The 24,915-nt window shown below is 70.5% G+C and carries 18 protein-coding genes and 1 pseudogene; 8 read left to right on the forward strand and 11 right to left on the reverse strand.

The window, feature by feature from the left end; genetic code table 11:
* Positions 1-28 precede the first annotated feature (28 nt).
* The 3 genes from DFR41_RS03350 to DFR41_RS03360 all read right to left on the reverse strand — a co-directional run bounded on the left by DFR41_RS03350 (position 29) and on the right by DFR41_RS03360 (position 5,418).
* Entirely contained in the window at positions 29-1,798 is a 1,770-nt protein-coding gene (locus DFR41_RS03350) for an ArnT family glycosyltransferase (RefSeq protein WP_244917629.1), read from the reverse strand.
* A gap of 190 nt (positions 1,799-1,988) precedes the next feature.
* Positions 1,989-4,706, reverse strand: coding sequence for a methionine synthase (gene metH, locus DFR41_RS03355; protein ID WP_114801679.1), 2,718 nt, complete (start codon positions 4,704-4,706; stop codon positions 1,989-1,991).
* A 271-nt stretch (positions 4,707-4,977) separates the two neighbouring features.
* Positions 4,978-5,418 carry a PACE efflux transporter gene (locus DFR41_RS03360; RefSeq protein ID WP_017760038.1) on the reverse strand — a complete coding sequence of 147 codons (441 nt, stop codon included), beginning with the start codon at positions 5,416-5,418 and terminating at the stop codon, positions 4,978-4,980.
* A gap of 108 nt (positions 5,419-5,526) precedes the next feature.
* On the opposite strand from DFR41_RS03360, the gene DFR41_RS03365 reads away from it, so the two are divergent.
* A complete protein-coding gene (locus tag DFR41_RS03365; protein ID WP_017760039.1) occupies positions 5,527-6,420 on the forward strand; it encodes a LysR family transcriptional regulator in 894 nt (297 codons plus the stop codon).
* Between the two features lie 79 nt (positions 6,421-6,499).
* Here DFR41_RS03365 and moaC read toward each other — a convergent pair whose 3' ends face one another.
* The gene (gene moaC, locus DFR41_RS03370) at positions 6,500-6,988 is read right to left on the reverse strand and encodes a cyclic pyranopterin monophosphate synthase MoaC (RefSeq protein ID WP_017760040.1); all 489 of its coding nucleotides are present in this window, start codon (positions 6,986-6,988) and stop codon (positions 6,500-6,502) included.
* A gap of 212 nt (positions 6,989-7,200) precedes the next feature.
* Here moaC and DFR41_RS03375 point away from each other — a divergent pair, with 212 nt between their 5' ends.
* Positions 7,201-8,688, forward strand: a complete 1,488-nt coding sequence (locus tag DFR41_RS03375) for a M48 family metalloprotease (RefSeq protein ID WP_425326678.1) — start codon at positions 7,201-7,203, stop codon at positions 8,686-8,688.
* A 166-nt stretch (positions 8,689-8,854) separates the two neighbouring features.
* Here the strand turns inward: DFR41_RS03375 and DFR41_RS03380 are convergent, their stop codons facing one another.
* The 3 genes from DFR41_RS03380 to DFR41_RS03390 form a co-directional block, all read right to left on the reverse strand.
* The gene (locus DFR41_RS03380) at positions 8,855-9,202 is read right to left on the reverse strand and encodes a phage holin family protein (protein ID WP_043114101.1); all 348 of its coding nucleotides are present in this window, start codon (positions 9,200-9,202) and stop codon (positions 8,855-8,857) included.
* 61 nt (positions 9,203-9,263) lie between these two features.
* Positions 9,264-9,737, reverse strand: a complete 474-nt coding sequence (locus tag DFR41_RS03385; protein WP_114801680.1) for a hypothetical protein — start codon at positions 9,735-9,737, stop codon at positions 9,264-9,266.
* A gap of 82 nt (positions 9,738-9,819) precedes the next feature.
* On the reverse strand, positions 9,820-10,545 hold the full coding sequence (locus tag DFR41_RS03390) for a TerC family protein (RefSeq protein WP_017759569.1): 726 nt from the start codon (positions 10,543-10,545) through the stop codon (positions 9,820-9,822).
* A gap of 396 nt (positions 10,546-10,941) precedes the next feature.
* On the opposite strand from DFR41_RS03390, the gene DFR41_RS03395 reads away from it, so the two are divergent.
* Both DFR41_RS03395 and DFR41_RS03400 read left to right on the forward strand, forming a co-directional pair.
* Entirely contained in the window at positions 10,942-11,418 is a 477-nt protein-coding gene (locus tag DFR41_RS03395; protein ID WP_017759568.1) for a DUF3717 domain-containing protein, read from the forward strand.
* Between the two features lie 18 nt (positions 11,419-11,436).
* Positions 11,437-11,720, forward strand: a pseudogene (locus tag DFR41_RS03400) (DUF2007 domain-containing protein).
* Positions 11,721-11,885: 165 nt separating this feature from the next.
* On the opposite strand, the gene DFR41_RS03405 reads toward DFR41_RS03400, so the two are convergent.
* Both DFR41_RS03405 and purB read right to left on the reverse strand, forming a co-directional pair.
* Positions 11,886-12,446, reverse strand: coding sequence for a YaeQ family protein (locus DFR41_RS03405; protein WP_017758703.1), 561 nt, complete (start codon positions 12,444-12,446; stop codon positions 11,886-11,888).
* Positions 12,446-13,840 carry an adenylosuccinate lyase gene (gene purB, locus DFR41_RS03410; protein WP_114801681.1) on the reverse strand — a complete coding sequence of 465 codons (1,395 nt, stop codon included), beginning with the start codon at positions 13,838-13,840 and terminating at the stop codon, positions 12,446-12,448. The genes DFR41_RS03405 and purB overlap by 1 nt, the downstream gene beginning before the upstream one ends.
* Positions 13,841-13,954: 114 nt before the next feature.
* Here purB and DFR41_RS03415 point away from each other — a divergent pair, with 114 nt between their 5' ends.
* Together DFR41_RS03415 and DFR41_RS03420 are read left to right on the forward strand one after the other, a co-directional pair.
* Positions 13,955-14,569 (forward strand): glutathione S-transferase N-terminal domain-containing protein, encoded by a 615-nt coding sequence (locus tag DFR41_RS03415; protein WP_114801682.1) that lies wholly within the window; start codon positions 13,955-13,957, stop codon positions 14,567-14,569.
* Between the two features lie 411 nt (positions 14,570-14,980).
* A complete protein-coding gene (locus DFR41_RS03420) occupies positions 14,981-15,844 on the forward strand; it encodes a ferritin family protein (RefSeq protein ID WP_114801683.1) in 864 nt (287 codons plus the stop codon).
* Positions 15,845-15,902: 58 nt separating this feature from the next.
* On the opposite strand, the gene DFR41_RS03425 is transcribed toward DFR41_RS03420, so the two are convergent.
* Both DFR41_RS03425 and glnE read right to left on the reverse strand, forming a co-directional pair.
* The gene (locus DFR41_RS03425; protein ID WP_244917630.1) at positions 15,903-17,171 is read right to left on the reverse strand and encodes a septal ring lytic transglycosylase RlpA family protein; all 1,269 of its coding nucleotides are present in this window, start codon (positions 17,169-17,171) and stop codon (positions 15,903-15,905) included.
* A gap of 4 nt (positions 17,172-17,175) precedes the next feature.
* Entirely contained in the window at positions 17,176-19,911 is a 2,736-nt protein-coding gene (gene glnE, locus DFR41_RS03430) for a bifunctional [glutamate--ammonia ligase]-adenylyl-L-tyrosine phosphorylase/[glutamate--ammonia-ligase] adenylyltransferase (RefSeq protein WP_114802169.1), read from the reverse strand.
* Between the two features lie 127 nt (positions 19,912-20,038).
* Here glnE and DFR41_RS03435 point away from each other — a divergent pair, with 127 nt between their 5' ends.
* Both DFR41_RS03435 and DFR41_RS03440 read left to right on the forward strand, forming a co-directional pair.
* Entirely contained in the window at positions 20,039-24,088 is a 4,050-nt protein-coding gene (locus tag DFR41_RS03435; RefSeq protein ID WP_114801684.1) for a YhdP family protein, read from the forward strand.
* Complete coding sequence (locus tag DFR41_RS03440) at positions 24,085-24,903, forward strand: carbon-nitrogen hydrolase family protein (protein ID WP_114801685.1); 819 nt, start codon at positions 24,085-24,087, stop codon at positions 24,901-24,903. The genes DFR41_RS03435 and DFR41_RS03440 overlap by 4 nt, the downstream gene beginning before the upstream one ends.
* The last annotated feature ends 12 nt before the right edge of the window (positions 24,904-24,915 follow it).

Genomic DNA, 24,915 nt, shown 5'->3' on the forward strand with positions numbered 1-24,915 from the left:
ACGAGGCGGCGGAAGAGCGGCAGAGGCATCAGGACGGGTCCGGGACGATCCGGTACGCCTTCACGCCATCGCGCTCGACCAGCAGCGTGAAGTGGTGCTCGAAGCCGGGCTTGCCATCGACATAGGGCCCGAGCGCCGTCTGGACGACGATGGTACCGAAGCCGTGCTGCACCAACCTGCGCGCCATCTCGGGGGCGGGCAGCAGCAGGAAATCGACGTAGCGGTAGGGGCCGAACACATCACCCCAGACCGGGTTGGGCGCGAAGTAGATCGCGTCGCTCAGGCCCACCTGATAGAGGCGGCCGGGCTGCGGATGCGCGCGCAGCCAGCTCAGCACCACGTAACCCGGCACGTTGCGGGCCAGGAAGGCCTCCCGCGTCTCGGGTGTGGGCGCAATCTGGCGGATGTGGTTCCACAGCCGCACCCCGCCGGCCACGACGAGCACGGACAGAAAGACGACGCCGAGCCCGGCCACCGACCGTGCGCGCGCCCGGTCGCCGACGCGCCGCTGCAGCGCGGCAGCGGCCCAGCGCCACAGCTGGCACCAGCCGATCGCGCCCAGCCAGGCCAGGATCGGGAACGAGGCCGCCATGTAGCGCGGATAGCGCGAGGTGGCCAGCCATACGAGGACCGACCAAGCGCCGAACAGCGCCGCGGCGCGCACCGCGGGCCGCGTCTTCCAGACCGCCGCGAAGGGCACCAGCAGCGCCGGCCACAGCATGACGTTGGGCAGCGCGGCATGGGCACGCACGTCGTCGACCTGGCGCTGATAGTCGTCCAGGTTCCAGTTGGTGAAGCCGAACACCTTGGCGCCGATGGGATTGAACGGGTCGCCGGTCTGCAGCCAGTTGCGGCCGAACCAGTAGATGCAGGGCAGCAGAAAGCAGCCCAGCGCCAGCAGCCAGGGCCCCGGCCGGCGCTCGCGCCAGGCCACGCACACGGCCACCAGCGGCAGGAAGGTGAGCGCCTGGTACTTGCTGCCTGCCGCCACGCCCAGGTAGAAGGCGGCCAGGCCCAGCCAGCGCGCCGGCCGCCGCGGCTGCGCCGGCGTGACCGGCGTGCTCCACCACAGCCAGAGCACGGTGAAGGCCGACACCACGAACAGCGCCACGCCCATGTCGATGAGGGCGTTGAAGAACTCGCCCATCATCAGCCACACCGCCGCCGCAATCGCAGCGCAGATGCGGTCGGTGTGCGTCACAGCCAGGCGCCACACCAGCGCGGCCGCCAGCCAGCCGCCCAGCGCGTGCAGCAGATGCGGGAACACGTCCCCCGCGAGCGGCAGGGCCGCCGCATAGAGCAGGTCGTAGTTGTAGGGGAACCAGGGATAGCGCAGCCAGTCGTGGATGCCCAGCGCGCCGTTCTCGGCCACCTGCCGCGCATAGGGCAGGTGGTACATCATCTCGTCGAAGGCATGCGGCGGTGCCATCGGCTCGAAGAGGCTGATGACGAAGGCACCGATGGCGACCACGGTCGCCACGCGCTCGGCGCGGCCCAGCGGCGGGCCTGACGGCAGGGCGCGCAGCAGCCGCCACTGCGCGGGCAGGCGCCAGAGCGCCAGCACCAGCCCGATGGCCAGCAGCGTCAGCGTGCCCGGCGGCTTCAGCAGGCCCGCGATGCCCAGCGCCTGCAGCGCCACGATGGCCAGGCCCAGGCCGGTGGCGGCGGACAGCGCCATGCGCAGCCAGGGGTCCTCGCGACCGGGCGTGTCGCCGGCGCTTGCCCACATGCGCCGCATCAACGCGTCGCCCGCGCCCCAGAGTGCCAACAGCACCACGGCCAGACCGGCCAGGTGCACGGCCGTGAAGCTCAGCTTCTGCAGAATGGCAGCCTCCAGTGGGGATCAAGAAGTTCAGGCGAGCGGCACCGCTCGGCGGACCTCGCCAGAGCACCCGCGGAACTGGCTTCGCCAGGCCGCCGGGTGTGCCCCCCCTCCAAGCCGAAGGCGCCAGAGAGGGGGGGAGCCGCGAAGCGGCTTGGGGGGGAGTTCATAAGTTCGGCGCCAGCAGCCGCTCCAGGTCCGCCTCGGCCAGCTTGCGGCGCGCCGCCTGGTCCTGCAGCTGGTCGTGGCCGATCTTGCCGACGTTGAAGTAGGTGCTCTCGGGATGGCTCAGGTAGAAGCCCGAGACGCTGGCCGCTGGCGTCATCGCCAGCGAATCGGTCAGGCCCATGCCGATCTCGGCGCATTGCAGCAGCTCGAACATCGGGCCCTTGACGCTGTGGTCGGGGCAGGCCGGATAGCCCGGCGCCGGACGGATGCCGCGGTACTGCTCCTTGATCATCTCGTCATTGCTCAGCTGCTCGTCGGCCGCGTAGCCCCACAGGTCCAGGCGCACGCGGTGATGCAGCGCCTCGGCAAAGGCCTCGGCCAGGCGGTCGGCCAGGGCCTTGAACATGATGGCGGAGTAGTCGTCCAGGTCGTCGAGGAAGTACTTCTCGCGCTTCTCGGCGCCGATGCCCGCCGTGACGGCGAAGGCACCCACGTAGTCGGCCACGCCGGATTCGCGCGGCGCCACGAAGTCGGCCAGGCAGCGGCTGGGCCGCATCACGCCATCCACCGCCTGCTTCTCGGTCTGCTGGCGCAGGCCGTACCAGGTGAGCAGCGGCGTCTGGCGCGACTCGTCGGCATACAGCACGATGTCGTCGTCGCGCTCAGTGTTGGCCGGCCAGAAGCCCACCACCGCATTGGCCGTGAGCCAGCGGCCTTCGATCAGCCGCTGCAGCATGCGCTTGCCGTCGCTGAACACGCGCTGGGCCTCGGTGCCCACGATCTCGTCCTTGAGGATCTGCGGGAAGGGGCCGGCCAGGTCCCAGGTCTGGAAGAAGGGGCCCCAGTCGATGTACTTCGCCAGGTCCGCCAGGTCGTAGTTGCGGAACATGCGCCGGCCGATGAACTTCGGCTTGGGCGGCTGGTAGCCCGTCCAGTCGATGGGCGTCTTGTTGGCGCGTGCCTTGGGCAGCGGCCACAGCGGCACCTGCTTCTTGTTGGCATGCTGCTGGCGCACCTTGTCGTAGTCGGCGTTGAGCTCGGCGATGTAGTTCGCCGCCTGTTCCGACAGCAGGCTCTGCGCCACGCTCACGCTGCGCGAGGCATCGGGCACGTAGACCACCGGGCCTTCGTAGTGCGGCGCGATCTTGACGGCCGTGTGTACCCGGCTGGTGGTGGCGCCGCCGATCAGCAGCGGGATCTTCCTCATGCGGAAGTGCTCGTCCTTCTGCATCTCGCCGGCCACGTACTGCATCTCTTCCAGGCTGGGCGTGATCAGGCCCGACAGGCCGACGATGTCCGCGCCCTCGACCTTGGCGCGCGCCAGGATCTCGTGGCACGGGACCATCACGCCCATGTTCACCACTTCGAAGTTGTTGCACTGGAGCACGACAGTGACGATGTTCTTGCCGATGTCGTGCACGTCGCCCTTGACGGTGGCGATGACGATCTTGCCCTTGGAGCGCACGTCGCGGCCCGCGGCCTCGTCGCGCTTCTTCTCTTCCTCGATGTAGGGAATGAGGTGGGCCACGGCCTGCTTCATCACGCGGGCGCTCTTGACCACCTGCGGCAGGAACATCTTGCCGGCGCCGAACAGGTCGCCCACGATGTTCATGCCGTCCATCAAGGGCCCTTCGATGACGTGCAGCGGCCGGCCGCCCGGCCGGGCCACGATGGCCTGGTAGGCCTCTTCGGTGTCCGCGACGATGAAGTCGGTGATGCCGTGCACCAGTGCATGGGCCAGGCGCTCATCCACGGACTTCGGCTGTTCGGGCGTGCCGCGCCATTCGAGCTTCTTGCCCTCGTCCTTGGCGCCGCTGCGGGCGGTCTCGGCGATCTCGACCAGGCGCTCGCCGGCGTCGGCGCGGCGGTTGAGCACCACGTCTTCCACGCGCTCGCGCAGCTGGGGCTCCAGGTCGTCGTACACGCCCACCATGCCGGCGTTGACGATGCCCATGTCCATGCCCGCCTGGATGGCGTGGTACAGGAAGACGGTGTGGATCGCCTCGCGCACCGGGTCATTGCCGCGGAAGCTGAAACTCACGTTCGACACGCCGCCCGACACCTTGGCGCCCGGCAGGTTGGCCTTGATCCAGCGCGTGGCCTCGATGAAGTCGACGGCGTAGTTGTTGTGCTCCTCGATGCCCGTGGCCACCGCGAAGATGTTGGGGTCGAAGATGATGTCCTCGGGCGGAAAGCCCACCTCGTCGACCAGCACCCGGTAGGCCCGCTCGCAGATCTCGATCTTGCGGGCATAGGTGTCGGCCTGGCCCTGCTCGTCGAAGGCCATCACCACGGCGGCGGCGCCGTAGCGGCGGATCAGCCGCGCCTCGTGCTTGAACTTGTCCACGCCCTCCTTCATGGAGATGGAGTTGACGATGCCCTTGCCCTGGATGCAGCGCAGGCCGGCCTCGATCACCTCCCACTTGGAGCTGTCGACCATGATCGGCACGCGCGCGATGTCGGGCTCGCTGGCGATCAGGTTCAGGAAGCGCACCATGGCCGCCTTGCTGTCCAGCATGGCCTCGTCCATGTTGATGTCGATCACCTGGGCGCCGTTCTCGACCTGCTGACGGGCCACGGCCAGCGCTTCCTCGAACTGGCCGTTCAGGATCATGCGGGCAAAGGCCTTGGAACCCGTGACGTTGGTGCGCTCGCCGATGTTGACGAACAGCGTGCCCGCGTCGATGACGACCGGCTCCAGGCCGGACAGCAGCATGGGGGGAACGGAAGGGGCGGAGGAACTCATGGACGGCACACCTGGGGGCGGGAATCAGGTGAGCGTCGTTGCAGCCGGCGCCTGGCGGCCGGCGTCCGGCCCCGCCAAGCCTCACGGTCCGGGCCGCTCGGGCGCCACCGCAGGTGGTGTGCCAGGGCCCGCCGTTGCAACGCTCCTTGCGCGGGGAGCGCGGATTTTATAGGGCTCGACCCGGGATAACCCCGAAAGACCGGCGCGCGCCCCGGCCTCCGTCAGCGCAGCGCTACGGCCCTCAGGCAGCGCCGGCAGGTCGCGCCGCCGCCGAGGCGGGCAGCCCGAACACCGCGTCGAACACCCAGTTGAAGACGAAGGTGTAGACCAGGAAGAACACCACCAGGGCCAGGTCCATCACCAGCGCCTCCCACAGGCTGATCTCCAGCCACCAGGCGATGGTGGGCACCAGCAGCATCACCAGCCCGCCCTCGAAGCCGATGGCGTGCGCCACCCGGCGGCCCAGGCTGCGGCCGCGCTTGGCCTGGCGCGCCTCCCAGCGCTCGAACAGGGTGTTGAACAGCAGGTTCCAGGCGATGGCGATGGCCGACGCCATCACCGCCACCACGCCGGAATGGCCCACGCCCTGCCCCGACATCCACGCCAGCCCCAGGCTGGCCACCACGATGGCGATGCCTTCATAGAGGCTGATGTAGACGACGCGGCGCTTGATGCCCTGCATGGCTTTCTTCTTTCTGTTTGCTCGAAACACGTGGGTTGACGGTGTCACTTTATTTCTCCCGCACTGACACATAAAGTCAGCTTCTTTCAGATTCACTGAAAGATCGGCATGCTCAACAGCGACGATGTCGCCCTTTTCCTCGCGGTGCTCGACCACGGTTCGTTCTCGGCGGCCGCCCGCGCCTTGCGGCGCGTGCCCTCGGCGGTGAGCATGGGCATCGCTCAGCTCGAGGCCGAGCTGGACCTGCAACTCTTCGACCGTAGCGGCCGCGAGCCACGCCCCACCGCCGCTGCCCGCTCGCTGGAACCACAGGCCCGGCTGCTCGCCGCCCAGCTCAAGGCGCTGGAGGTGCAGGCCCTGGCCCTGACGCAGGGGCTGGAGGAGCGGCTGACGCTCGCCATCGCGCCCGAACTGCTGAGCGGCCCCTGGAGCCAGCCGCTGGCCGCATTGGCGCAGTCGCATCCCTCGCTGGAGGTGGAAGTGCTGGCGGCCCCGCAGGCCGATGCGCTCGCGCTGCTACACAGCGGCCGGGCGCAGCTCGCACTGGTCTTCGAGCGGCCCAGCCTCGACGGCCGCGAGGGCTTCCAGGAGGTGGCGACCGAGACGCTGGTCGCCGTGATGGCGCCGGACCATCCGGTGCTGGTCGCCGCCGGCGGCCGCCTGCGGGAGCAGCACCTGATCGACACGCGCCAGATCGTGGTGGCCGGCCGCGACCCGGCGCAGCGAGATCCGCGCACCGTCTTCGCCCGCCACACCTGGCGCACCGACAACGCGCTGGCGGCGCTGAGCCTGTTGACGGCCGGCCTGGGCTGGGGCTGGTTGCCCAGGCCCTTCGTGCAGCCGCATGTGGCGGCGGGCGCGCTGGTGGAGATCCCGTTCGAGAACCTCAGCAACCGGCTGGACCTGTGGGTGGACGTGGTGTGGTCCAAGGAGCGCCCGCTCGGGCTGGGCGCGCGGCAGGTGATCGAGGCGCTGCGGCGCAAGCGGCCAGACGAAGGGTGAGGCCGTGCGCCTCGCCGGCGCCCGCAAAGCGCCGATGCGCCGGCACGGCCGGACTTCGATGATTCGAGAGCAGGCGCGCTCAGGCCGACGGGGCGATGTACGAGCCCGACTTGCCGCCGTGCTTCTCCAGCACCTGCACACCGTCGATCACCATGCCGCGGTCGGCGGCCTTGCACATGTCGTAGATGGTCAGCAGCGCCACCTGCACAGCGGTCAGCGCTTCCATCTCCACGCCCGTCGGGCCGACCGTCTCGACCGTCGCGCGGCAGCGCACGGCGGGCTCGGCGCCCGGCTCGGTCTCGAACTCGACCGCCACGCGGGTGATGGCCAGCGGATGGCAAAGCGGGATCAGGTCGCTGGTCTTCTTGGCCGCCTGGATGCCGGCGATGCGCGCCACGCCCAGCACGTCGCCCTTCTTGGCTGTGCCCGATTCGACCAGCGCCAGCGTGGCCGCCTGCATGCGGATGCGCCCTTGCGCGATCGCGATGCGGTGCGTGGCCGGCTTGGCCGCCACGTCCACCATGTGGGCCTGGCCCTGGGCGTCGAAATGGGTGAGGGGTGAGGACATGGGGCTGAACGATCCGGCGGGAGGCGCATCATACGGGCCGGAAAAAGCCACCGATGCCGCGTCCGATGCCGTCTTCTGCCACCCTCCGCGACATGCCTGCCCCGCCGTCCACCGCTGCGCGCGGTATCTCTTCGCTGTCTGGGCCGCGACGACCGCGGCGGGGTGCGCGTGTCGCGCTGGCCGTGGCCCTGGCGGCCGCCCAGCTCGCTGCTGTGCCCCTCCATGCCCAGACCCTGACGCCCGCCCGCCCGCTGCCCGGCCTGGGCGATGGCGCCGAAATGAGCACCGGCACCGAGCGCGAACTGGGCGACCGCATCGCCCGCGAGCTCTACCGCGATCCGGACTTCGTGGACGACCCGGTGCTCGCCGACTACGTCCAGGGCATCTGGCAGCCGCTGCTTGCCGCGGCCCGCCAACGCGGCGAGCTCACGCCCGAGCTGGACGAACGCTTCGCCTGGGTGCTGCTGATCGGCCGCGACCGCAGCATCAATGCCTTCGCGCTGCCTGGCGGCTACCTGGGCGTGAACACCGGGCTCATCGCCATCGTGGGCAGCCGCGACGAACTGGCTTCGGTGCTGGCACATGAACTCACCCACGTCACGCAGCGGCACATCTCCCGCATGCTCACGCAGCAGAGCCGGCAGATGCCGCTGATGCTGGCGGCCATGCTGCTGGGCGGCCTGGCGATGAGCAAGAGCGGCCGCAGCGGCGGCGACCTGGGCTCGGCCATGATGGTCGGCGGCCAGGCCATGGCCATGCAGAAGCAGCTGGACTTCTCGCGCGACATGGAGCGCGAGGCCGACCGCATCGGCTTCGGCGTGATGAGCCAGGCCGGCTTCGCGCCGCAGGGCGCCGCCGTCATGTTCGAGAAGCTGCAGTACGCCTCGCGGCTGAACGACAACGGCAGCTATCCCTACCTGCGCAGCCACCCGCTGACCAGCGAGCGCATCACCGAGATGCAGGCGCGCGTGCAGTTCCGCGAAGGGGCGCCACCACCGACCGTGGCCCTGACACCCGAGCACGCCATGATCGCGGCCCGTGCCCGCGTGCTGGGCCGCCCGGGCGTGGACCTGCTGCGCCAGTGGGTGCAGGCCGCGCAGGGCAGCACGGCACCGGCCAGTGCGGCCACGGCCGGCACCCTCTATGCGGGCGCCATGGCCGCCAAGGAACTGCGCGATCTGGCCGCCGCCCGCAGCCTGGCGCAGAAGCTGCGCACGCAGGTCGGCACGGCCGGCGAACCGGCCCGGCTGGCGCGGCTGCTGGCGGCCGAGATCGAGATGGGCGCCGGCAATGCGCCCGCAGCCGTCGCCCTGCTCGACGTGCGCGCCAAGACGCGGGGCGAGATGCTGATGGCCGGCCAGGCCGCCCTGCTGACCCGGACCCATGCCGCGGAGGCCGCGCCGGTGCTGCGCGACTGGGTGGCCACGCATCCGCGCGACGCCACCGTCTGGCGCCTGCTCGGGGGCCTGTACGACGTGGAAGGCGACACGCTGCGCGCCATCCGCGCCGAAGCGGAGTCCCAGGTGGCCCAGCTGGACTACGTGGCGGCGCGCGACCGCTTCCGCGCCGCGCAGGACTACGTGCGAGAGACCACCGCCAAGGGCGGCCGCATCGACCACATCGAGGCCTCGATCGTGGACGTGCGCGCACGCGAGATCGAACGCCTCGCCCGCGAGCAGATGGAAGAGAAGCCGATGTAGGCTGGCCGCGTCAGCGCCGCAGCAACAAGGATCGAGTGGCCGCGGAGCAGGCCATGCCAGGGCACCCGAGGAACCGGCTTTGTCGGGCCTCTGGGTGCGCCCCCCTCCAAGCCGAAGGCGCCAGTGAGGGGGGAGCCGCAAAGCGGCATGGGGGGTGTTTCACTATTCAGCGGCGGCTGGCGCCGATGGCGGCCTCGATGATCACGCCGAAGATCGAGTACAGCAGCGAGCCGAACAGCGCCGCCCAGAAGCCGTCGACATGGAAGCCCGGCAGCAGTCCCGAGGCCATCCAGAAGATGAGCGCATTGACGACGAAGAGGAACAGTCCGAGGGTGACCAGCGTGACCGGGAGGGTCAGGATCACCAGCACGGGCCGCACGAAGACGTTGAGCAGTGCGAGCACGGCCGCGGCGATCATCGCGCTGCCGAATCCCGAGATCTGCACCCCGCCGTAGAGGTAGGTGACCATCAGCAGCGCCAAGGCGCTGAGCACCCATTTGAGGATCAATCGCATGGCGCCAGCATAGCCGGTGGACCTGACGACGGGCCGCATGCCGGCCGGGCCGGCACGCCGCTCAGTCGGCCAGGCCAGGCGCCAGCAGCAGGAAGGCAGCGAGCCCCGCCAGGCCACCCGGCAGCGCACGTGCGCCCGGCACGAGCGGACGGCGAGGCGCCGGCTCGGCCGCCGCGGGCACCAACGGCTCCATGGTCGAGCCGATGCGGGGGCGGCGCGCATCCACCACGCGGGCGGCGCCGTGCTCCAGATGCAGCCGCTGGGTCAGCTCGACCAGCGGCCCCTTGGCCAGCACGGCCGTCGCCTGCGCACCCTCGCGGGCCAGCAGCGGCGCCAGCGCTTCCTGCACGCGGGCGAACCACTTGGCGCGCCAGTTCTCGCGCGCGCTGTGGCTCACCCACTTGCTGATGCGGTGGGTCATGCGCGGTGCGCAGGCCACCACGATCCAGTGCCGGCCCGGCGCGGCCGGTGCCAGCTGGTCCAGGTGTTCCACGGCATAGGCCGCGTCGTCCACGTACAGGATGATCTTGTCCATCGAGGGGCTCCTTGGGCCGGGAAAGTGGGGATGACAGAAGGAGGCCGGCCCACCGAAAAGGTTCAGCCGGCCTCGGGCGCGATCAGTGCACGGCCACCTGCTTGCTGCGGCGGGCCAGCACGGCCTTGCCGATGGCCAGCACCAGCAGCGCACCGGCAATCTGGGCACCGTACCTGATCACGTCGGTCTGCGGCAGCTTGAACATCCACTGCCAGCGGTCGGGGTTGGCCAGCACCGGGTCGGTGACCAGCATGCCGCCGGCGATCCAGCCCAGCAGCATGCCGCCCAGCGTGATGATCAGCGGATAGCGCTCCATCAGCTTGATGACCAGCTGGCTGCCCCAGACGATGATCGGGATCGAGATCACGAGGCCCAGCACCACCAGCAGCAGCGAGTGCTCGCCCGCGTTCTGGGCGGCGCCGGCGATCGCGATGACGTTGTCCACGCTCATCACCAGGTCGGCCACGATGATGGTCTTGATGGCGGCGAACAGGCGGTCGCTGCTCGCCACTTCGCCGTGGCCCTCTTCATCGGGCGCCAGCAGCTTGATGCCGATCCACACCAGCAGCAGTGCGCCGACCAGCTTCAGGAAGGGCAGGTTCAGCAGCGTCATCGCGAAGGCGATGAGCACCACCCGCAGGATGATGGCACCGGCGGTGCCCCAGATGATGCCCTTGGTGCGCTGCGCGGGCGGCAGCTTGCGGCAGGCCAGCGCGATCACGACCGCGTTGTCGCCACCCAGCAGGATGTCGATGATGATGATCTGCCCGAGTGCGACCCAGAACTCGGGAGAAGTCAGAAAGTCCATAGATTCCTCAATACCTGTGACCGATGAGCAGGCGGCTGGCGCCTGCCGGGGAGGGCAGCCCGCTGCGGGCTGATCGAGGAAGGTGCACCGAGGGGTGCACCATGGAACCGAAGGACGGCCTTGATCAGCCCGAAGCGGGCTCATCAAAGGTCTTGCTCGGAACGGCTCCTTTGCGGATACCGGACCCGGAACTGCCGGAAGCTTGCGCTTCGTACTGACGACAGGACCGACAGCGCCGGCGTGGGGCCGGGCCGGGAGCTACTCCCCTTCGAACGGCGCGATTGGAACACAGCGCCCTTGCGAGGCGCAAGGCGGGAACCATGGCGATAAGATCGCCCGCCCTCATTTCGATCAAGACGGCATTCTGGCCGTCGCGGTCGCCACGTTTCCTCCTGCATGGCCGGCATCCACATCACCGACATCGAGGCCGCCATCAACCACTGGCGGCGACTGAAGCCCTCGCCCGATGGCATCAGCCTGGCGCCCGAGGTGCGCGCGCTGGCCGAGGTCTATGCGCTGATGGTCTTCCACCGCGAGGACGAGGCCGACGAGTTCGGCTTTCCGCCGAAGGCCTGGGCGGCGTGGACGGCCTGGTATGAGACCACCCCCGACACGCCGTGCATCGCCATCTGCTCGACCAGCCAGGGCGACGACGAATGCAAGGGCTGCGGACGCAGCTTCGACGAGGTGCAGCATTGGCCGGCCATGAGCCCGGCCGAGAAGCGGCAGACCTGGCGCCGCATCACCATGCAGGACACGGCGTGGCGCTTCAACCGCTATGCCGAACGTGCGCGCGAGGCGGATGCGCCTGCTGCAGACGAGCCGCCGCCCTCGGACCCTGCCGCGCCGGCGGGCGGCGATCCGACGCCCTGAGCGGATCCCCGCACGCCCATGCGCCGCCTGGCCCAGGCCCCCAATCTGGCATTGGCCACCCTGTGGGGCTGTCGGTGAGCGTGCAGCGCGAGTACCTGGGCGCCGCCGCCGGCCAGCTGCCGCCGGACCAGTGCCTGCCGGAGTTGTGGATCGAGCACAACGACGACCACAGCCGCGCCCTGCGCCTGCTGGGCGCGCTGCAGCGGCCGCCGCAGCGCCAGTGGCACTGCCGCTGCGGGGAATTCGTGGAAGGCGGCTTCGAGCAGTGCTGGAACTGCGGCGCGCCGATGCCGGGGCTTTGAGCGCCCTACCGCCCCCCAGCAGCTCTACGTAGGCAGTCGCCGAGGGCTCTCGGCGCAGGCCACGCCAGGGCACCCGAGGAACTGGCTCCGCCAGGCCTCTGGGTGCGCCCCCTCCGAGCCGAAGGCGACAGAGAGGGGGGAGCCGCGAAGCGGCATGGGGGGTGTTCATTTCAAGCGCTGGGGCTCGATGTCCACCGATCGTTCGGCGTCGCCGAGCATGAGCACGCCTTCCTGGACCGTGGCTTGCAGTTGCATGCTGCGCTGGGCCAGGGCCGAGAGTTGCTGCGAGGCCGCCGTGGGAATGCGCCACACCTGCAGGTTCTGCGGCCGGGTCAGCTTGGTCTCGATGCCGCGCCACCAGACTTCGGCGGAGCTGGCAAAGGCATAGACGACCACCTGGTCGGCCTTGCCGCAGGCCTTGCTGACCGGCTTGTCCTCGGGCTGGCCCACCTCGATCCACAGCCGCGTGCGGCCGGTGAAGTCGCGCAGCCAGACATCGGGCTCGTCCGGGTCGGACAGGCCGGCGCCGAAGGCCAGCTGGCCGTCGCCGCCGCACATGGCCTGCAGCTGGTGCGCCTGCAGGGCCAGGGCCGCCAGGCGGATCATCATGCGCTCGTCGGTCTCGCTCGGGTGGCGGGCCAGGGTCAGCGCATGGTCGGCGTAGTAGCCGTGGTCGATGTCGGCCACGGCCAGGTTGGCCTTGAAGATGGTGGACTTGAGCGCCATCAGGCCTGGCCGCCGCCCACGCGTCGGGCCAGTTCGGCCGCCTTGCCCGTGTAGCTGCCGGGCGTCATGGCGAGCAGGCGCTCCTTCTCGGCCTCGGGAATCTCGAGCGAACGGATCAGCCCGTGCAGCGCCTCGGCCGTCACGGCCTGGCCGCGGGTCACTTCCTTGAGCTTCTCGTAGGCACCCGCCACGCCGTAGCGGCGCATCACGGTCTGGATGGGCTCGGCCAGCACTTCCCAGCTGCTGTCCAGGTCCTCGGCCAGGGCGGCCTCGTTGAGCTCCAGTTTGCCCAGGCCGGTGGCCAGGCTGGCATAGGCCAGCACGGCATAGCCGAAGGCCACGCCGACGTTGCGCAGCACGGTCGAATCGGTCAGGTCGCGCTGCCAGCGGCTGATGGGCAGCTTTTCCGACAGGTGGCGCAGCAGGGCATTGGCCAGGCCCAGGTTGCCTTCGGCGTTCTCGAAGTCGATCGGGTTGACCTTGTGCGGCATGGTCGACGAGCCGATCTCGCCCGCCTTGAGCCGCTGCTTGAAATAACCCAGGCTGATGTAGCCCCAGACGTCGCGAGAGAAGTCGACCAGGATGGTGTTGGCCCGAGCCAGCGCATCGAACAGCTCGGCCATGAAGTCGTGCGGCTCGATCTGGATGCTGAAGGGCTGGAAGACCAGGCCCAGGCCCTGCGGCGCCGGGGTCTCGACGACCTTGCGGCTGAAGGCCTCCCAGTCGAAGTCGGGCCAGGCCGCCAGATGGGCGTTGTAGTTGCCCACGGCGCCGTTCATCTTGCCCATGAGCTTGACCGCCGCGATCTGCTCGCGCGCCTTGGCCAGGCGCACGGCGACGTTGGCGATCTCCTTGCCCACGGTCGTCGGGCTGGCGGTCTGGCCGTGGGTGCGGCTGAGCATGGGCACGGCGGCGAAGTCGCCGGCCATCTTGCGCAGCGTGGCGAGGATGCCGTCCAGCGCCGGCAGCACCACCTGGTCGCGCGCGGCCTGGATCTGCAGCGCATGGCTGGTGTTGTTGATGTCCTCGCTGGTGCAGGCGAAGTGCACGAACTCGGCGGCGGACTCCAGCTCGGGCCGGGCCTCGAACTTGGACTTGATCCAGTACTCCACGGCCTTGACGTCGTGGTTGGTGGTCTTCTCGATCTCCTTGATCGCCAACGCGTCGGCTTCGGAGAAATGCGAGACCAGGCCCATCAGGTACTTGCGGGCGCCCGGCGTCAGCGGCTTGAACTCGGCGAAACCGGCATCGGACAGGGCGATGAACCAGGCCACCTCGACCTGGACGCGGCGGTGCATGTAGCCCTGCTCGCTCATCAGCGGACGCAGCGGCGCGAGCTTGCCGGCATAGCGGCCATCGAGGGGCGAAAGGGCGGAAACGGGCGCGAAACTCATCCCGGGATTGTAGGTGGCGCCTTGGCGGCAGGCGCCTGCGCCGGCCCGGCGGCGCTCCCTCTAGAATCCGCCGCGCCCCGCCTCCCCTGGCCCACTTTCGAGGATCCTGCCTGCATGAAACTCATCGGATCGACGTCCAGCCCCTACGTGCGTAAGGTGCGCGTCGTCATGGCCGAGAAGCGCCTGGACTACGAGTTCGTGCAGGAAGACGTGTGGGCCGACGACACCACCATTGCCACCTCCAACCCCCTGGGCAAGGTGCCCTGCCTGGTGATGGACGGCGGCGACGCCATGTTCGACTCGCGCGTGATCGTCGAGTACCTCGACACCCTGTCGCCGGTGGGCAAGCTCATCCCCGCCTCGGGCCGCGAGCGCGCCGAGGTGAAGACCTGGGAAGCCCTGGCCGACGGCGTGATGGACGCTGGCGTGCTCTGGCGCATGGAAGCCGTCTGGCCCAAGCGCGCCGACCGCGAGCGCAGCCAGGCCTGGATGGACCGCCAGTGCGGCAAGGTCGAGGCCGGCATCGCCGCCATGGCCAAGGGCCTGGGCGACAAACCCTTCTGCAGCGGCATCCACCTGAGCCTCTCGGACATCGCGGTCGTCTGCGCCCTGGACTGGATCGGCTTCCGCTTCCCCGACCTGGACTGGCGGGCGGAGCATCCCTCGCTGGCCCGCCTGTGCGAAAAGCTCCACCAGCGGCCGAGCATCAAGGACACCGCCCCCCGCTGAGCGCCGCGCGCCGACGCTACACCACCGGCAAAGAAAAAGGCGCGATGGAGAAATCGCGCCTTGAGGGCAGCATCGCGGCGAGACAAGGCACCGATGCCAATTGTTAAAAAGATGCTGCGAGATATCCCGACACGAAGGAGGGAGGGAGGGAGGAGGAGAAGAGTCGCCTCGGGATGCTTCGACCGGCTCTGAATCCGGAAGACCTCGCAGCATCGAAAACCGTTGAGCGGAATGGTCCGCGCTCACCCTTTCTCCGAGCGTAGGCCGACTTCCATGGTTCCCGTGGGAGTCTGTAAATTTCCGTAAGGCCGTCTCCGCAATACGGCGGAAGACCCCGCGGCGGCTCGGACAACGGCACCGATGCGCCCGGGTGGCCGGGACAATGCAAGGCTTACCCACAGACCTTCGGACATGCTTTACCCCGATCTTTTCAAGCAGCTCGAATCGGTTCGCTGGGACATGGCGACCGACATCCCCTGGCAGGACTTCGACGGCGCGCGCCTGTCCGACGAACAGGCGCAGACCATCAAGATGAACGCCATCACGGAATGGGCCGCGCTGCCGGCGACCGAGATGTTCCTGCGTGACAACCGGCACGACAGCGACTTCAGTGCCTTCATGTCCATCTGGTTCTTCGAGGAACAGAAGCACTCGCTGGTGCTGATGGAATACCTGCGCCGCTTCCGGCCCGACTGCGTGCCCAGCGAGGAAGAACTCCACCAGGTGCGCTTCGACTTCGACCCCGCACCTCCGTTGGAGACGCTGATGCTGCACTTCTGCGGCGAGATCCGGCTGAACCACTGGTACCGCCGCGCGGCCGAATGGCACAGCGAACCGGTCATCAAGCACATCTACACCACGCTCTCGCAGGACGAGGCGCGCCACGGCGGCGCCTACCTGCGCTACATGCGCCGCGCACTCGAGAAGTGCGGCGACGAGGCGCGTGCGGCCTTCGCCAAGGTGGGCGTGCTGATGGCCAGCGCCCGCCGCACCGCCCAGGCGCTGCACCCGACCAACCTGCATGTCAACAAGGCGCTGTTCCCACGCGACACGGTGCAAAGCCGCATGCCCGATCCGGACTGGCTGGAGCACTGGCTCGACCAGCAGATCCGTTTCGACGCGGTGTGGGAAGGCAAGGTGGGCGAGCGCATCCTGCACAACCTGGGGCTGTTGTTCAACCGCAGTTTCAAGACGGTGCAGGACCTGAATCGCTATCGCAAGGAACTGACGAGTCGGCTCGGCTCGCCGGCCGGCCCCGCCCCGCAGGGCACCTGAGCCGCACTCGGCCGCTGCGCCCGGATCGGCCCGAGGCGGAAGCCGCCGGGCCAGGCCTTCAGCGGCGTTCCACCGCGAAGGGCGACAGGCCCAGCGCACCGCGCAGGGGTCCGACCGCCGCCTGCGCGGCGTCGCGCGTGGCATAGGGGCCGACCTGCACCTTGTGCGCCCCCGCTTCTTCGACGATGCGCAGGCGGCCCGCCAGTTCGGGCTGGGAGGCGGCCACGCGCGCCAGCAGCGTCTGCGCCCCATCGCGCTCGCGGAAGGCACCGAGTTGCATCCATACGCCTGCAGCGATGGCTGACGAGGCAGACGCTGCCGCGCCTGCGGCGGACGGTGGCGACACGCCAGGGGCGGCCGCCGAACCGGGCAGCGTTGCGTCCGGTGCAGCGGGCGAGGCTGGCGCAGCGGGCGCCGGCACAGGCGCGGGCGTCATCGGCGCCAGCGGCGCGACTTCCATGTTGCGGAAACGCGGCGGCGGCTCGGCGGGCAGTGACGCTGCAGGCGCAATCGCTGCTGGCAGCTCGGGCGCCGCTGACGCAGGCGCCGCATCGCTGGCCACGGCCGTGGACGCCTGCGCCAGCCGCCAGACCGGCACGGGTGCGGACGCCGAAGGCGATGCCGCTGCACCCGACGGCACGGCCGCGACCGGCTGCACCCAGGCCGCCGGCACTGGCACGGCCTCGGCCTGCGCCGACGACGCCACCGCTCGTGACGACGCGACGGCCGTCGGCGCCGCGGCCAGCTGCGTGTCCGACGGCCGGCGCCAGGCGCCGGTGCGGATCGCCTCGTTGGTCAGCCGCTCCACTTCCACCGGCGCGACGCCGCGCAGCAGGTCCAGCCGCAGCGCCGCGGTGTAGCTCAGGTCGATGATGCGGTCGTCGCGGAAGGGGCCGCGGTCATTCACCCGCACGATCACCTCGCGCCCGTTGGCCGGGTTGCGCACCCGCGCGTAGCTGGGCAGCGGCATGGTGCGGTGCGCAGCCGTCATGGCGTACATGTCGTAGGGCTCACCGGTGGCGGTGGAGCGCGCATGGAAGCCCTGGCCATACCAGGAGGCCAGACCACGCTCGACGAGCGGGCGGTCGTCGGTGATGGGCGTGTAGCTGCGGCCGGCGACGGTGTAGGGACGGCTGGTCCCGCCCGCGCCGCGGATGGGCTCCACACGGGGCTCGGCATCGGGCGTCTGGGCCAGCCCCGGGGGCGGGTTGCGGGGTGGGCCGTCGCGCGGCGCGCTGGCGCATCCGGCCAGCACGACGGCGGCGCAGGCCGCCGTCCAGGTCGTCCATCGGACCGGAAAGCCGATCGGCCGGCGGCGACGCAACACCGGTTCAGCCAAAGACCGCCTCCCACAGCGCCAGCATGGCGGCGCGCTCGCCGGCCGCCAGTTCGGGCGGCACCTGCGTGGGCGCCTCGTCCAGGCGTGCGCGGTGCTGCAGGCGGCGCAGCTCGCGGTAGGCATCGCCGGCGACATGGCCGACGCCGGCCGGCAGCAGTCCGGCAGCCTCCGAGCGCTGCAGCAGCGCGATGTTGCCCACGTTGTCCAGCAGCGCCGGCACCTCGCCCGAATGGGCCAGCACCAGGTACTGCACGGCGAACTCGGCATCCACCATGCCGCCGGCGCTGTGCTTGACGTCGAAGCGACCGGGGCGCACCGGGTGGGCGGCACGCACCTTCTCGCGCATGGCGACGATCTCCTTGCGCAGGGCGGCGCGGTCGCGCGGTGCGGCGATGACGGCGTGGCGCACCGCGTTGAAGCGCGCGCCCAGCTCCGCGCTGCCCAGCACATAGCGCGCGCGGGTCATGGCCTGGTGTTCCCAGGTCCAGGCCGTGTTGCTGCCGCGGCCCAACTGGTACTTCTCGTAGGCGTCGAAGGTGATGGTCAGCAGGCCCGAGTTGCCATTGGGCCGCAGCGCGGTGTCGATCTCGAACAGGTCGCCTTCGCGCGTCTTGATGGTCAGCCAGTTGATGAGCTTGCGCACATAGGCGGCATAGACCTCGGGCGCGCGCTCGTCCTCGTCGTCGTAGACGAACACGATGTCCAGGTCGCTGCCATAGCCCAGCTCCTTGCCACCCAGCTTGCCGTAGCCGATGACGGCGAAGCGCGGCAGCTCGCGGTGGCGGTTGCGCACGTGGGGCCAGCACCAGCGGGCGGTGATGGCCAGCACGGTGTCGGCCAGGGCGCTCAGGTCGTCGGCCACCTGCTCGACCGTCAGCCGGCCTTCGAGGTCGCGCGCCAGGATGCGGAAGACCTCGGCATGGTGGGCACGGCGCAGCAGGTTCATCAGCGCCTCCTCGTCGGCCTCGCCGGTGCGCGAGAGCGAGCGGTGGCGGGCGTCCAGTTCGGCGTCGAACTCGATGGCCGAGAAGCGCGCGGCCAGCATGTCGGGGCTGGCGAGTTCGTCGATCACGCCGGGGTGCTGCAGCAGGTAGCGCGCCGGCCATTTGGCCGCGCCCAGCAGGCGCAGCAGGCGCTCGTGCACGCCGGGGCGCTCGACCAGCAGCGCCAGGTAGCTCTCGCGGCGCAGCAGCGGCTCGATCCAGTCGGCCCAGCGCAGGGCGGCATCGACCGGATGGGCGCAGCGGTCGCCCGCGGTCGACGCCTCGGCCTCCTGCAGCCAGCGGCCGGTGCGGATCACCAGCTGGCGCAGCCGGGCGCGAGCCTCGTCGCGCAGGGCGGCGATGCGCGGGTTGTCGGCCCACTGGCGCACGCGCTCCGCGAAGGGGGCGGGCAGGCTGGCCAGTAGTTCGCCCAGGTCCTGCGGCGCCGAGCGCGGGCCGGTGCCGCCACGCTGGCAGCTGCCGCCGCTGCAGCGCTTTTCGCCGCCCAGCAGCGTGTCGAACTCCTGCGCGACGAACTCGCGGTAGGTGTCCAGCTTTTCGAGGAAGGCGCAGCAGTCCGGGAAGCCCAGCGTGGCGGAGATCCAGCGCAGGTCCTCATCCGCCACGGGCAGCATGTGGGTCTGCTGGTCGTCCAGGTACTGGATGCGGTGCTCCACCTGGCGCAGGAAGCGGTAGGCGCGGTCGAGCTCGTCGGCGGTGGCCTGGGGCATGAGGCCGGCACGCGCTAGGCGCTGCAGGGCGTCGAGCGTGGGACGGGTGCGCAGTTCGGGAAACTGCCCGCCACGCACCACCTGCAGCAGCTGGACGATGAATTCGATCTCGCGGATGCCGCCGCGCGAAAGCTTGACGTCGTTGGCCCGCTCGGGCCGGCCGGCGCTGCGGCGCATGGCCTGCTCGCGGATCTGCCGGTGCAGCGAACGCAGCGCGTCGAACACGCTGTAGTCGAGGTAGCGGCGGAAGACGAAGGGCAGCACCACGCCGCGCAGGGCCTGGGCGCTGCCCGATTCGATGGCGGCCGTCGGCGCGACCACGCGGCTCTTGAGCCAGGCGAAGCGCTCCCATTCGCGGCCCTGGACCTGGAAGTACTCCTCCAGCGCGTCGAGCGAGACCACGCTGGGCCCCGAGTTGCCGTTGGGCCGCAGCGCCAGGTCGACGCGAAAGACAAAGCCGTGCTCGGTGGTGTCGCCCACCAGCTGGTAGATGCGCTTGACCGCGCGGCCGAAGTAATCCTGGTTGGCGATGCTGCCGCGGCCCTGGGCGTCGCCCGCGGTGTCGCCGTCCTGGTCGTACAGGTAGATGAGGTCGATGTCGCTGGAGACGTTGAGCTCGCGCGCGCCCAGCTTGCCCATGCCCACGATCCACAGCTGGGCCCGCTGGCCGTCGGCGGTGCGCGGCGCGCCGTGCACGGCATCAAGCTCGGCGCAGGCCTCGCGGCAGGCGGTGTCGAGGGCGAACTCGGCCAGCTCGGTCACGGCCTGCAGCACTTCCTCGAGCGGCGCGCCTTCATCGCAATCGCGGGCAATCAAGCGCTCCATGACCAGCTGGCGCACGATGCGCAGCGCATCGCCCGTGGGCCGGCCGGCCGCGCGCAATGCGGCCAGCGCGCTCTCCATATGGGGGCGGCGGGGCGCCCCGGGGGGCAGCAGCGTCAGTTCGTCGGCATAGCGCCGGCGCAGCCGCTGCACGAAACGAGAGCCCGATGAAAGCCCTCGCGAGGGCGGCATGGCGGCCGACGAGACAGCCGACTGCGCATGCTCCGAAATCGGACGGTTTGAGGGGCCTTCTCCGCCGGCCGGCTCGGAACCGGGCCAGGGGCGGCCGGTCATAATTTCCGACACAGCGCGATCCTTCATGAATGTCACGACGCCATCTCCTCCACGTCTGCTCAGGATCGCAGCTGCCGCAGCACGCTGGCTGCTGGCCCTGGTGGTGGCCGGCTGGTTGCTCGTCGGCCTGTGCGTCGTCGTCCTACACGCGTGGATTGTGCCGCGGATCGGCGAGTGGCGCGGCGCGCTGGAGGCGCAAGCCAGCCGTCTCGCAGGGGTACCCGTTCGCATCGGCTCGCTGGAGGCGTACTCCAGGAGCCTGTTTCCGACCATCGAGCTGCACGACGTCGTGCTGGAAGACCCTGGCCGCGGCGAGGCGTTGCGGCTGGCGCGCGTGGTGGCCAGCGTGTCGCCGCGCTCGCTGTGGCACCGCGGCTTCGAGCAGCTCTACATCGAGCGGCCCGAGCTCGACGTGCGGCGCGATGCCGACGGCCGGCTGCGCATCGCCGGCGTGGTGCTCAACCCCGACGACCGCAAGGACGACAGCCCGGGCGCCGACTGGCTCTTCTCCCAGCGCGAGGTGGTGGTCGAGCACGGCACGGTGCGCTGGACCGACGAGACACGCGATGCGCCCACGCTCACGTTGGCAGACGTGCGCTTCGTGGTGCGCAACGGCGTGCGCAGCCACGCGATGCGGCTGGACGCCACGCCGCCCGAGGGCTGGGGGCAGCGCTTTTCCATCAACGGCCGCTTTCGCCAGCCGCTGCTGAGCCTGCGCAGCGGCGACTGGCGCGACTGGAGCGGCCAGCTCTATGCCGACCTGCCGCACATCGACGTCACGCGGCTGGGCCAGTACGTCAAGCTGGATGCGCGCATCCGCGAGGGTGAGGGCGCGGTCCGGGCCTGGATCGACGTCGAGTCGGGCCGGGCCGTCGGCGGCGCGGCCGACCTGGCCCTGTCGCGCATCGACGCCGTGCTCGGCGCCCAGCTCGAACCGCTGCAGTTGCGCGACCTGACGGGGCGCCTGGCGGTACGCGCCACCGACCAGCTGTTCGAGTTCTCGACCCAGAACCTGCAGTTCGCCACCGGCGACGGACAGCGCTGGCCCGGCGGCAACTTCTGGCTGCGCACGCACCCGGCCAACGGCCGCACGCCCGAAAGCGGCGCCCTGCGCGCGGACCAGCTGGACCTGGGCGCGATGGCCCTCATTGCCGACCGGCTGCCCATCGGCAGCCAGGTGCGGCGCCTGCTCTCGGTGCGGGCGCCGCGCGGCCTGCTCGAACACATCGAGGGCAGCTGGCAGGGCCCGGCCGATTCGCCCACGCGCTACCAGGCCAAATTGCGCGTGAAGGGCCTGGCGGTGGCCGCGGACGGGCGCAACGCCACGCCCGATGGCCACCACCTGGGCTCGCCGGGCGTGCGCGGACTGGACGCCGAGGTGGACCTGAATCAGGCCGGCGGCACGGCCCGGGTGCAGATCCGCAATGGCGCGGTCGACGTGCCGGGCGTGTTCGAGGAGCCGTCGGTGCCGGTCGACCGGCTCGACACCTCCCTCCGCTGGAGCCGCAAGGACGAGGACATCGAGGTGCAGCTGCCCGATCTGCGCCTGGCCAATGCCGACGCGGAAGGCAGCGCGCAGATCCGCTGGCACACCGGCGAGCCTGCCCCCGCCGGGCAAGGCCGCTTTCCGGGCGTGCTCGATCTCACGGCGCAGCTCACCCGCGCCGACGGCACGCGCGTGCACCGCTACCTGCCGCTGGGCATCCCGGCCGAGACGCGCCATTACGTGCGCGACGCGGTGGTCAAGGGCCGCGCCAGCGACGTGCAGTTCCGCATCCGCGGCGACCTGCACCATGTGCCTTCGGCGGCGCCGCAGGACGCCTTCCGCATCACAGCCCAGGTGCAGGACGTGCACTTCAACTACGTGCCGCATGTGCCCACCGGCCACGCGGCCTGGCCGGCCGTTACCGGCCTGTCGGGCGAACTGGTGTTCGACCGGCAGACGATGCAGGTGCTGAACGCCCGCGGGCGCATGGCGGGGGCGCCCTCCATCGAACTGGTCAAGGGCGAGGCCCGCATTCCCGACCTCGCCCATGCGCCCCGGCTGCTGCTGCAGTTGCAGGCCCGCGGCCCGGTGGCCGACCTGTTGCGCCAGGGCGCGCCGCTCACCGGCGACGCCCGCAGCTTCATCGGGGGCATCCAGGCCAGCGGAAACGCCGACTACCGCTTCGACATGGACATGCCGCTCACGCAGATGGCGCAGACGCAGGTCAAGGCCAGCGTCGCCCTGCCGGGCAACGACGTGCGGCTGGTGCCGAATTCGCCATCGTTCACGCAGGTCAAGGGCACGCTGCAGTTCACCGACAGCGGCTTCTCGCTGGCCGGCGTGCAGGCCCAGTTGGCCGGCGGCTCCATCCGCATCGAAGGCCAGGGCGGCTACGGCGGCACCACCAAGCCGCTTGCGCTCAAGGCCCAGGGCCAGTTCACGGCCGAAGGCCTGCGCACGGTGGAAGGCCAGCCCGAACTCAACGGCCTGGCCGGCAGGCTGCAGGGTGGCAGCAGCTACACGGCCAGCCTGCAGCTGCAGAACGGCGTGCCCGACTTCCAGTTCGAAAGCAGCCTGCAGGGCCTGGGCATGGACCTGCCGGCACCCCTGGGCAAATCTGCCGAAGCGACGCGCCCGCTTCGCCTCGGCCTGCGCCAGGCCGAGGAAGCGCGCCGCGGCCGCACCGAGACCATCGACGTGCGCCTGGGCGACGTGGCCTCGGCCGAGTACGTGCGCGAGCTCGACACGCCGCAGCCCACTGTGGTGCGCGGCGCGCTGCGTGTCGGCACGGCCGTGGCCGGCTCGAAGACGCTGCCGGCCAACGGCGTGCTGGCGCAGATCCACCTGGACGACATCGACGTGGACGCCTGGCGCGCCCTGGCGACCCAGAAGGCGCCGGCCGCCCCGACCACGCCCGCGCCGCCGGGCACCGCCCAGGCGGTGGCCGCCTCGCCCTGGCTGCCCAACCGCGTTGCGCTGCAGGCCGGCCGCCTGCAGGTGGCCGGCCGCACGCTGCACGACCTGACGGTGGACGGCACCATCGAAGGCAATGTGTACAAGGCCAAGGTGCAGGCCCGCGAGCTGAGCGGCAGCGTCGAGTACCGCAACCAGGCGCCCGCCCAGGTGAAGGCGCGGCTGGCCTATCTGCGCATCGCGCCGGGCGAGTCGCGCGAGCAGGTGGAGTCGCTGCTCGACACCGCCCCGCCCGAGGACCTGCCGGCCCTGGACGTGGTGGTGGACGACCTGGAACTGCTCGGCCGCCACCTGGGCCGGGCCGAGATCGTGGCCGCCACGCAGGCAGCCGAAGGTGGCCGGCGCGAGTGGCGGCTCGACAAGCTGGCCTTCACGCTGCCCGAGGCGCGCCTGGACGCCAAGGGCCGCTGGGCGCCCCCCACCTCGGCCGGCGCCAAGCGCCACATGACGCTGGACTTCATCCTCGACATGCAGGACGCGGGCGCTCTGCTCGGCCGCTTCGGCATGCCCGGCGTGCTGGCCTCCGGCAAGGGCCGGCTGGGCGGCGACGTGCATTGGCAAGGCTCGCCGTTCGACCTCGACCTGGCCTCGCTGGGCGGCAACCTGCACCTGGACGTCGCCAGCGGCCAGTTTCTCAAGGCCGAGCCCGGCATCGCCAAGCTGCTGGGCGTGATCAACCTGCAGGCGCTGCCGCGCCGGCTGACGCTGGACTTCCGCGACCTGTTCAGCGCCGGCTTCGCCTTCGACCAGATCCGCGGCGACGCGCGCATCGCCAACGGCATCGCCAGCACCAACAACCTGCAGATGAAGGGCGTGAATGCCGCCGTCTTCATGGACGGCTCGGCCGACATCGCGCACGAGACGCAGCAGCTGCGCGTGGTGGTGATTCCCGAGATCAACGCCGGCACGGCGGCGCTGGTGGCCACGGCCATCAACCCGGCGGTCGGCCTGGGCACCTTCCTGGCGCAGATGGTGCTGAGCCGCCCGCTGGTGGCCGCCACCACGCAGGAGTTCCTGATCGACGGCACCTGGGCCGATCCGCGCGTGGTCAAGGTGCCGCGCGCAGCGGCACAACCGGGCGCCGGTACCGCCACCGACAACGAATCCAAACCATGAAGATCGCCGCCATCCAGATGGTCTCGGGCCCCGTGCGCGAGGACAACCTCGCGCGGGCCCGCGCCCTGCTCGCCCAGGCCGCCGAGGCCGGCGCCGAACTGGCCGCGCTGCCCGAGTATTTCTGCCTCATGGGTCACCGCGACACCGACAAGCTGCCGCTGCGCGAAGCACCGGGCCAGGGGCCGGTGCAGGACTTCCTGGCGGCCTGCGCCCGCGAGTTCGGCCTGTGGATCGTGGGCGGCACGCTGCCCCTGCAGGCGGCGGACGAGGCCCATGTGTTCAACACCTCGCTCGCCTATGCGCCGACGGGCGAATGCGTGGCGCGCTACGACAAGATCCACCTCTTCTGCTTCGACAACGGCCGCGAGCGCTATGACGAGGCGCGCGTGATCGCGCCGGGCGGCACCCCGACGCTGTTCGAGCTGCCCTCGCGCGATGGCCACCGCTGGAAGGTGGGCCTGTCGGTCTGCTACGACCTGCGCTTTCCGGAGCTCTACCGCCAGTTGTCGGCGCAGGGCGCCGAACTGCTGCTGGTGCCCGCGGCCTTCACGCACACCACCGGACAGGCCCACTGGGAACTGCTGCTTCGCGCCCGCGCCGTCGAAAACCTGGCCTTCGTGGCCGCGCCGGCCCAGGGCGGCCGGCACGAGAACGGCCGGCGCACCTGGGGCCAGACGCTGGTGGCCGAACCCTGGGGCCAGACGCTGGCCGAACGCCGCGACGAGGGCGAAGGCGTGGTGATCGCCGAGCTGGACATCGCGCGCCTGATCGCCTGCCGCGAACAGCTGCCGGCGCTGGGTCACCGCGTGCTGTGAGCCAGGCCCTTC

Origin of the sequence: Pseudacidovorax intermedius, from assembly GCF_003350475.1 — a bacterium.
In the GTDB taxonomy this organism is placed as follows: domain Bacteria; phylum Pseudomonadota; class Gammaproteobacteria; order Burkholderiales; family Burkholderiaceae_C; genus Xenophilus; species Xenophilus intermedius.

Excerpts from the sequence above, each read along its gene's own strand:
- metH (WP_114801679.1), bottom strand. The coding sequence starts at position 4,706 with ATGCTGCTGTCCGGCCTGGAGCCGGTCGTCATCGACGCGGGCACGCTG.
- DFR41_RS03360 (WP_017760038.1), bottom strand. The coding sequence starts at position 5,418 with ATGCAGGGCATCAAGCGCCGCGTCGTCTACATCAGCCTCTATGAAGGC.
- DFR41_RS03365 (WP_017760039.1), top strand. The coding sequence starts at position 5,527 with ATGCTCAACAGCGACGATGTCGCCCTTTTCCTCGCGGTGCTCGACCAC.
- moaC (WP_017760040.1), bottom strand. The coding sequence starts at position 6,988 with ATGTCCTCACCCCTCACCCATTTCGACGCCCAGGGCCAGGCCCACATG.
- DFR41_RS03380 (WP_043114101.1), bottom strand. The coding sequence starts at position 9,202 with ATGCGATTGATCCTCAAATGGGTGCTCAGCGCCTTGGCGCTGCTGATG.
- DFR41_RS03385 (WP_114801680.1), bottom strand. The coding sequence starts at position 9,737 with ATGGACAAGATCATCCTGTACGTGGACGACGCGGCCTATGCCGTGGAA.
- DFR41_RS03390 (WP_017759569.1), bottom strand. The coding sequence starts at position 10,545 with ATGGACTTTCTGACTTCTCCCGAGTTCTGGGTCGCACTCGGGCAGATC.
- DFR41_RS03395 (WP_017759568.1), top strand. The coding sequence starts at position 10,942 with ATGGCCGGCATCCACATCACCGACATCGAGGCCGCCATCAACCACTGG.
- DFR41_RS03405 (WP_017758703.1), bottom strand. The coding sequence starts at position 12,446 with ATGGCGCTCAAGTCCACCATCTTCAAGGCCAACCTGGCCGTGGCCGAC.
- purB (WP_114801681.1), bottom strand. The coding sequence starts at position 13,840 with ATGAGTTTCGCGCCCGTTTCCGCCCTTTCGCCCCTCGATGGCCGCTAT.
- DFR41_RS03415 (WP_114801682.1), top strand. The coding sequence starts at position 13,955 with ATGAAACTCATCGGATCGACGTCCAGCCCCTACGTGCGTAAGGTGCGC.
- DFR41_RS03420 (WP_114801683.1), top strand. The coding sequence starts at position 14,981 with ATGCTTTACCCCGATCTTTTCAAGCAGCTCGAATCGGTTCGCTGGGAC.
- glnE (WP_114802169.1), bottom strand. The coding sequence starts at position 19,911 with ATGCCGCCCTCGCGAGGGCTTTCATCGGGCTCTCGTTTCGTGCAGCGG.
- DFR41_RS03435 (WP_114801684.1), top strand. The coding sequence starts at position 20,039 with ATGAATGTCACGACGCCATCTCCTCCACGTCTGCTCAGGATCGCAGCT.
- DFR41_RS03440 (WP_114801685.1), top strand. The coding sequence starts at position 24,085 with ATGAAGATCGCCGCCATCCAGATGGTCTCGGGCCCCGTGCGCGAGGAC.